The organism is Oleiphilus sp. HI0079 (assembly GCF_001635105.1).
Genome location: NZ_LWFT01000113.1, coordinates 1 through 8948, shown reverse-complemented (window position 1 = coordinate 8948; position 8948 = coordinate 1). Strand labels below are relative to the sequence as shown.

General features: G+C 49.3%; 5 protein-coding genes. All 5 read right to left on the bottom strand.

Features of this window, described 5'->3' with window-relative positions:
* A partial coding sequence (locus tag A3750_RS01700; RefSeq protein ID WP_231871672.1) for a DUF3382 domain-containing protein occupies positions 1-677 on the bottom strand: 677 nt, incomplete at its 3' end.
* Positions 677-1603, bottom strand: coding sequence for a high-affinity branched-chain amino acid ABC transporter permease LivH (gene livH, locus A3750_RS01695; RefSeq protein ID WP_068452970.1), 927 nt, complete (start codon positions 1601-1603; stop codon positions 677-679). The genes A3750_RS01700 and livH, both read right to left, overlap by 1 nt.
* 75 nt (positions 1604-1678) lie before the next feature.
* Positions 1679-2794: a branched-chain amino acid ABC transporter substrate-binding protein gene (locus tag A3750_RS01690; RefSeq protein ID WP_068547974.1), complete on the bottom strand. Its 1116-nt coding sequence runs from the start codon at positions 2792-2794 to the stop codon at positions 1679-1681.
* 172 nt (positions 2795-2966) lie between these two features.
* Positions 2967-4541, bottom strand: coding sequence for a hypothetical protein (locus tag A3750_RS01685; RefSeq protein WP_068466554.1), 1575 nt, complete (start codon positions 4539-4541; stop codon positions 2967-2969).
* A gap of 15 nt (positions 4542-4556) precedes the next feature.
* On the bottom strand, positions 4557-8948 hold a 4392-nt coding region (locus tag A3750_RS01680), incomplete at its 5' end, for an immunoglobulin-like domain-containing protein (protein WP_156498306.1).

The following is an 8948-nucleotide window of genomic DNA, read 5'->3' as shown; positions in this document are numbered from 1 at the left end:
CCAATCCCATTTGGTCCGCCGGTTACAGATGTGCTGTTCAAGAGAACAATACGAATGATCTCGCCAAAGCCAAGAGTCACAATGGCTAGGTAATCTCCACGTAAGCGTAATACCGGGAAGCCGAGTAGAAAGCCGAACAAAGCCGCCATTAGACCGCCTATCGGCAAGGCGACCCAAAAGGAGAGGCCAAAATATTCAGAAAGAAGTGCATAGCTGTACGCCCCGACTGCATAAAAGGCGACATAACCTAGGTCAAGTAAGCCGGCAAGGCCAACCACAATGTTTAGACCAAGACCGAGCATCACATATATTAGTACCAGTGTTGCAAGGTCGATTGAACCACGACTAACAAAGAAAGGCCAAATGATCGCAAGGGCAACCAAAGCGATGGTAAACCACTTTTCTACGCTGTTCTTTTTTGATTGAGGAAGATCACTATAAAGATGACCAACTTCGGGTGTCGGGATATGGCTGAAGACACCCATAATCTTGTCGTGAAACAGCTGAAAGAAGAACACTATTGCAACGGCAGCCGCGATGTAAGTAAAGGTGGTTGTATCGGCTCCTTCGATAGACATGCTTGTCCCGCCGGTAACAAGGTTCAAACCCAGCAGCGGAAACGAAACGATAAACGTAATAATGGCCGAGAAAATGGCGTGATTTAGATTAGCGCGCATCATACTTTCTCCACCTCTTGTTTGCCGAGTAAGCCCGTTGGCTTAAACAAAAGGATGAGTACGAGCAAGCTAAACGACACCGCGTCTTTCCACTCGGAGCTAATATATGCAGCGGTTAGGCTTTCTGTTAATCCAAGAATAATGCCACCAAGCATCGCACCAGGGATGCTGCCGATACCGCCTAGTACCGCTGCAGTAAATGCTTTTAAGCCAGCAATAAAACCAATATGCGGATTTGCAACGCCGTAGTAGAGACCCAGCAATAAGCCGGCGACTGCAGCGAGTGCTGCGCCGATCACAAAGGTCACTGAAATGACTCGATTGGTATTGATGCCAAGCAGGTTGGCCATTTTCAAATCCTCTGCAACGGCGCGGCAAGCTCGACCTAATCGTGACTTTGAGATAAAGAGAGTGAGAGCGCTCATGCAAATGAAGGTCATGACGAAAATGATCAGTTGCATATATGATAGTGAGGCTTGGAAACCATCAGAACTTCCAAAGGTCCAGCCGCCGGTAATGATGGGTGGTATCGCCACATCACGTGCACCTTGAGCGAGAACAACATAGTTTTGCAGAAAGATTGACATACCGATAGCAGAAATAAGTGGAATTAGTCTGTTAGCGCCGCGAAGAGGGCGGTAGGCGGTCCTCTCAATTGCCCAGCCAAAGGAGCTGGAAACAATAATTGCCACGATAAGAGCGGCTGCCAAGATAAGCGGCACAAACTCTACGCCAAGCATGCTTAGTCCTGCTATCACCACAAAACTGACATAGGTTCCGATCATGTAAACTTCGCCATGCGCAAAGTTAATCATGCCAATAATGCCGTACACCATGGTGTAGCCGATTGCGATTAGCGCATAGGTGCTGCCTATAGTCAGACCGTTTAAAATCTGTTGTACAAAATATAAAAATGCTTCGAGCATCTTTCCCTACCTTTTTTAACAAAAAAAACACCTGCCATTGGCAGGTGTTTTCATTATTTTAGATGCAAACGCTGTTTACTTGGCTTCAGTTTTAGAGCCGTCTGCATGCCAGTTGTAAACAACAAAGTTGAACTCTTTCAAGTCGCCTTTTTCGTCAAATTCAATTTCACCAGTCGGTGTATTGAAAGTCATCTCACGCATTGCTTTCTGAATAGCGTCCGTGTCAGTGCCGCCCGTTTTCGCCATCGCATCAGCCATCACTTGAACCGCTGAGTAGGAGGTCAATACGAAAGCACCACTTGGATCCTGCTCTTTGTCTTTGAAGGCCTGAACAAGGTCAGCATTTGCTGGGTTCTTGTCGAAGCTTGGTGGCAGTGTCACTAAAAGACCTTCGGAAGCTTCACCCGCAATCGCGTTGATGTCGTTGTTGCCAACACCCTCTGGACCCATGAATTGCGCTTTGAAGCCTTTCTCAGCAGATTGGCGCAAAATTAGACCAAGCTCTGGATGATAACCGCCGTAGTAAACGAAATCGACATTCGCTTTTTGAAGTTTTGCAATAAGTGACGAGAAGTCTTTATCGCCAGAGGTGACGCCTTCAAACATCACAACGTTAATACCTTTGCTCTCTAGCGTCTCTTTTACCGACGTAGCGATACCTTCACCGTATTGTTGCTTGTCGTGTATGACGGCAACATTGGCAGGCTTAATTTTGTCAGCAATGTAGTTGCCAGCAACGGGGCCTTGGTGGCTGTCTAGACCGATGGTACGAAATACCATTTGATAGCCGCGGGTAGTGATGTCTGGGCTTGTCGATGCCGCAGTAACCATTAGAACACCTTCGTCTTCATATACGTCAGATGCTGGTTGAGTTGAGCTCGAACATAGGTGGCCAACCACGAAGCTGATACCGTCGTTAACGACTTTGTTTGCAACTGCTACAGCTTGCTTTGGATCGCACGCATCATCGTAAACAACCCCTTCAAGCATCTGACCGTTCACGCCGCCGGCTTCGTTTATCTTTTCGATCGCCATCTTTGAGCCGATCATTTGCAAGTCACCGTACTGAGCAACAGGGCCCGTAACAGGTCCCGCTAAAGCAATTTTGATGTTGTCTGCACTTGCCATGCTTGCAGCACCTGCAAGGAGAGCGGCTGCACTAAGCTTTAAAAATTTTTTTTGTGAGCTCATTAATTTTATACCTTAAAGAAGCGAGGAGGACTCGCAATATTGAATTTTATTGGGGACCAAAATCGACTGCATCAGTCGCCCTAGACCACCAATATTACAAAGAATAGCGTGCCTAGGGAAGTTTGGATTGCGATATGAGATAAATAATCTTAAAGATTATCCATTTCGTCAGCTAGCCTTGTTGGAGAATCTTTCTCCATGGGCTGATTAGAGAGGAGTTGTTGACAGATTGGCGCCAAACCTTGTCCGCGATTCCGTCGTTATTATGGTCTTCTGCAGCTAGAATACGGTTTCCGTCTTCGTCGTACCTATATTGAACGCGTACGTTGATCTTGCCATCTCCATTTGTATCTTTGCGCACTTCCTTTCTTCTGTCCTGGCTATCGTACACGTAGGTTTCTTTGAGCTTTAGGCGGTAATTTGCATCAAGCACAAAGAACTCTTTTACGAGTTTGCCGGAGTAAGTGAATAGACTTGTTTCTGATGGCGTGGCATTTTCGTCGACGCTAATATTGAATGATTTACGATTGCCGTCTTCATCATATACGTAGGCGATGATTAAATTAGGGACCCCATCATTATTTTCATCTTCCGTGTGGGTAGCTTGCTTACCATCCGAGAAGTAAGACGCCGTGGTCTTAATGTCGATAGAGCCATTGCCATCTTTATCGATGTTGGTTTCGACTAACTGGCTGTTCATATCATAGGAGTAGTACGTGACGCGTTCTGCCTGTCCGTCGCCATCTTCGTCAAAAGAAAACTCTGTAACTTGGCCGTTGCTGTATGCATAGGTCTCTGCAGAAGTACGCCCATCTCCATAGCGGGTTAGCCGTTCGATAAGCTGTTTCGCTGAGTTGTAGGACAACGTTTCGGTTGTATTTAGCTTGGAGTTGCTTGTTTCTACTAATAAGTTGTTTTCGTAGCGATATGTCTTTGTAATGTTGATAAGACCATCACCATTGGTGTCGATCTCTTCCAAAATGACATTTCCTACTTCATCGTACTCGAAGTTTGTCGAGAACTTGCTCTGAAGACCAGATGACCCAGTTGTTCCAGCTGCAGCGCTAGCTTGGATTTCTATTCCTAAGCTTGAGTAAAGATGGGTTGCAATGTTCTCCAAATCAACAGGCTCACTGCTCAATCCCAGAGCCTCACGGATCGATCGCATGTTCGATTTTTGGTTAAAGTCGATCGCTTTGTACTCGCCAAAATCTAAAGTTAAGTCTGTGAGCACGGCGTCAGCATTACCGAGGTCAATGCCATTGTCAGGGTTTTGATCTGCATCTAGATTTTGCAGTAGTGATGCAATGTTGAGTGCTTTATCAAGCGTTTGGACGGATTTCCCATTAAAGAGCGCAGAGGTAATGATCCTTTCTTTTTCAGGAGGTTCGACACTGTATAAGCTGAAAGGCGTGACTGTTGCGCTGCCAGGCGTCGAACCAATAGTGGTTCCTCCCAATGAGAAGGTAACGACCTCTCCGTCGTTATAGTTAAACCTACCATCAACATCGGTGATACCGGAAAGAGTCGGTGTGGCGTAACGAAGCCCTTTTACTGGACTGTCTAAGAACACACCAGTGTTATAGGTTACCGCTGGAGGGGGTGTGTCTCCGCCGCCATCTTCACCGCCGTCTCCACCGCTCGGATTTCCACCTCCGGAGATGGCGTCACCGCCACCACCACCGCCACCGCAAGCGGTAAGCGTTGAGATGAGAAGGGCGCCAAATAGAATTTTCCAACTATTCATTTTGCTTACCCTCTGCTATTGCGGTGTCAAGCTGATGGAATCTAAGTTCGCACCGCTTGAACCGGTCGTTTCTAGTCGAAGGGTGTTTGAGCCAGATTGGGGGGTAAGTGCAAATGAAGCCGTATCGAGCCATGTCGTTAGGCTACCTGTTGCAGGGAATGACAATGTGCCTAACGATTGCCCGTTCAAAATCACTTCAAGAGGGCGGTCTCCGCTATCCCATGCATAGCGGACAACAAGGTCGTACGGTAATTCAAAGGCGTTAAACGTATATTCTACAAAGCCTTCGCCACTATGCTCGATATAGCCGGAGCCGGTGAAGCCCGTGTTCGTTGACGCGACAGTGTGTGCGCCAGAGATGGTCGCTGTTTCGGCTTCAAAAGAGATTGTGACTGGCGTTACTACATTGACTGTTCGGGTTTGTGTGACCGCGCTATTACCTGCTGTATCACTCACATCGTAGCTAAGTATGTAGGTGCCTTCCGTGTTGATGTCTACGTTACCTGTAGGCGAGACGCTTGAACTTAGGTCGCCATCGATGTTATCGCTGGCGCTATATCCTGGATCAACAAACAGATCACCAAGTGCGATATCTATGTTGGTATCGCCTGTTAAGGTAATAACAGGAACCGTGGTGTCAGCGACGATAACAGTACGCGTAACTTGAATGGCGCTATTGGTCGCTGCATCGATCGCATCATAAGTAATTATGTAGGTTCCCGCAGTTGCCGGATCTACAGTGTCGCCACCAACGGTTACTGTCACGCTACCATCAACAAGGTCTGTTGCCGATGCGCCCGCATCCGTATAGCTGGTGCCTTGTTCTACATTAATTGTAGATGCTCCGTTCAATGTGATTACAGGAGCTGTCGTGTCGGCTACGTTGACGCTACGCGTAACAGAATTTGCAGCGTTTCCGGCAATATCACTCACGTTAAAAGTAAGAACATAAATGCCCGCTGTATTGCTATCGACAGAACCCGAAACCACAATACTTCCGCTTATATTCTCGCCAGGAAGATCTTGAGCCGTTGCTCCCGCATCGGTGTAGCTTGTTCCCTGTTCATGATTCACATTCGCTGAACCCGCTAAAGTGATTGTTGGGATGCTGGTATCTTCGACGGTTACCGTGCGTTGTACAGGGGTTCCCGCGTTTCCAGATGTATCGCTGACGTTGTAGGTAATGGTGTAGTTACCGGCGACGAGCGTGTTGACTGAACCGGTCGTTACAACGCTTCCTGTGAGATCGCCATCAATGTTGTCGGTAGCCGTTGCACCTGCATCCGTGTAGCTGTTGCCTCGCTCCACTGTAACCGTTGCCGAGCCAGTACGTGTGATGACAGGGGCTGTGTTGTCTTCAACTGTAACCGTTCGCGTTACAGGAGCCGCTGCATTGCCGGAGCTGTCTTGAACGTTGTATTCAATGATATAGACGCCTGCAGTGTTTACATCAAAATTGACACCAGTGGCAATGATGCTGCCAGAGAGGTTGCCATCATAACTGTCGTTTGCGGTGGCTCCTGCATCTGAGTAAACGGCGCCCTGTTCATGTGTGACATTCGCCAAGCCCGTCAAGGTGATGCTCGGTGGAATTGTGTCAGCTACTGAGACAGTCCGCGTAACTTGAGTTGCATTGTTTCCAGCTGCGTCCACAGCGTTATATGTCACGGTGTAAGTTCCCGGCGTATTTCCATCAACTGTATCGCCACCGATGTTCACTGCTACTGCTCCGTCTACCGAGTCCGTCGCCGTCGCGCCATCTTCCACGTAGCTGTCTCCGCGCTCAAGGTCGATGTTCGCTAGCCCGGTGAGTGAGATTAAAGGAGCCATTGTGTCAGCAACAATGACCGTACGCGTTACTTGAGTTGCATTGTTGCCAGCTGCGTCGACGGCATCAAAGGTTATGGTGTACGTGCCAGCAACTGCACTGTTAACAGTGTCTCCGCCTACTGTGATTGAAACCGATCCGTCAACAGTATCGTTCGCAGTTGCGCCTGAATCAGAATAAGCGGTGCCTTGCTCGTGGTTTACGAGTGCGCTTCCCGCGAGGGTGATGAGAGGCGGCGTTGTGTCCGCAACGATGATCGTTCTCGTCACTTGTGGTGCCGCGTTTCCTGCGGCGTCAGTAACGTCATAACGAATCACGTAAGAGCCCGCTGTAGCTGGATCTACGGTGTCTCCGCTTACAGTTATATTGGCGGTAATGACTCCGTCCACGCTGTCTGATGCGGTTGCGCCAGCATCTGAGTAGCTTGTACCTTGTTCTACATTGACCGTCGATGAACCGATCAAACTAATTGCCGGTGGAGTAGTGTCGGCAACGATGACAGTTCTAGTCACTTGGGCTGCAAAGTTGCCTGCGACGTCACTGACGTTGTAGGTGACCGTATAGGTTCCGGGAATATTCGTGTTGACTGGATTATTAGTCGAAATAGATCCGGTTAATGGGCCATCAACTGAATCAGAGGCAGTGGCTCCAGCGTCGTTGTACGTGTCGCCTTGTTCAATGTTCACCGTCGGTGCGCCAACGAGGGTAATGACTGGAGGCGTTGTGTCGGCAACAATAACGGTCCTCGTCACTTGGCTTGCCGCATTGTTCGCAGCGTCTGAAACATCGTATGTCACGCTGTACGATCCGGCTACATTTACATTAACTGGATTCACAGTTGCAATAGACCCTGTAAGTACGCCATCTACGGTGTCTGTTGCGGTTGCTCCTTGGTCTGTGTAGCTCGTTCCTTGTTCTACATTTACCGTAGCTGGGCCGGTTCTAAGAATTATCGGAGCGGTCGTATCCGCGACCACAACGGTGCGCGTAGCAGTGCTTGCAGCGTTTCCAGCAGCGTCACTCACGTTATATGTCACAGTGTAAGAACCCGCTGCCGCACTGTTTACATTGTTCACGGTAGAAATTGAAGAGGTTAGGCTCCCGTCAACTAAATCGCTCGCCGTCGCGCCTGCGTCGACATAAGCCGTTCCTTGCTCATGATTGATAGATGTTGCACCGTTAATATTGATGGTCGGTGCAGCAGTGTCCGCTACGATGACTGTTCTAGTCAGAGTGCTGGCTGGATTTCCCGCCGCATCAGTGACGTTGTATGACACTGTATATGTGCCAGCAAGGCCGCTGTTGACTGGATTGCTAACCACGATGTTTGAGGTCAGGTTACCATCTAGGTTATCTGATGCTGTCGCGCCTGGGTCCACATAAGGCGTGCCTTGTTCGTGGTTTACGGTCGCGAGACCAGAGAGCGACAGAGACGGAGGTGTAGTATCTTCAACGATAACTGTCCGAACGACCGTTACAGCGTCATTGCCCGCGGCGTCGCTGATGTCATAACTCAGCAGATAAGTGCCCGCTGTGTTTGAGGCGACGCTGCCCGTTGAGGGCACGTTACCCATATCGCCGTCAATATTGTCAGTCGCTGTTGCTCCCAAGTCTACGTATGGCGTTAGTTGTTCATGAGTAATTGTGCTATCGCCATTTAACGAAATAACGGGGGCTGTGAAATCTCCAACGATAACTGTACGAGAACGTTGATTAGCGTCGTTAAGATCTTGGTCCTGCGCATCGTAGAGAATTGTGTAAGTACCTGCCGTATTGGCATCAACAGTATCGCCGCTCGTTATAACCGTCACCGAAGGGTCTACCGCGTCGGTTGCCGATGCACCAGGGTCTGTAAACGGAGTGTTGAGTTCGTGATATAGAGGGTTTGCACCATTTACTGTAATTACCGGTGCGCCGGTATCGACGACTTCAACGGTTCGCGTCGCTGTGGCTGCTGCATTTCCAGAAAGGTCTGTGACATTGTAGCTAATGAAGTAGGTGCCCAAAGCATTAGGGTTTACGGAACCAGAGGCGCCAATGCGTGATGAAATGTCACCGTCAATGTTGTCCGATGCAGTAGCCCCCTCATCAACAAACACGGCTCCAAACTCATGGGTTTGAGGACTTGCGCCGGTGATTGTTATGGTTGGGGCCGTTGTATCGCTGACGATAACCGTTCGTACGACTGGCGTTGCTGCGTTGCCCGCGGCATCGACTGCATTGTAAGTCACGGTGTATGAACCAGCGGTACTCTGGTTCACGGCGTTGGCAACATTCACTGTGACGGAGCCATCAATAACATCGGTCGCTGCTGCGCCAAGATCCGTGTAGGTCGTGCCTTGCTCGTGTTGTACCGTAGCGGCGCCATTCAGTGTAATTACTGGAGCGGTGCGGTCAGCCACGATCACGTCACGAGTGACTGTCGGCGCGGCGTTGCTCTGAGAGTCGGTGACGTTGTAGGTGAGTGTATAAGTGCCTGCAACATTTGGATCGACAGCGCCAGTTGGGACGATGGAACCAGATAGATCGCCATCGGCTGCATCGGAGGCGGTCGCGCCAGGATCAGTAAATGGCGTTTG

Bases quoted from the DNA above. Each gene is read 5' to 3' on its own strand.
- A3750_RS01685 (WP_068466554.1), bottom strand. From the start codon at position 4,541: ATGAATAGTTGGAAAATTCTATTTGGCGCCCTTCTCATCTCAACGCTT.
- A3750_RS01690 (WP_068547974.1), bottom strand. From the start codon at position 2,794: ATGAGCTCACAAAAAAAATTTTTAAAGCTTAGTGCAGCCGCTCTCCTT.
- livH (WP_068452970.1), bottom strand. From the start codon at position 1,603: ATGCTCGAAGCATTTTTATATTTTGTACAACAGATTTTAAACGGTCTG.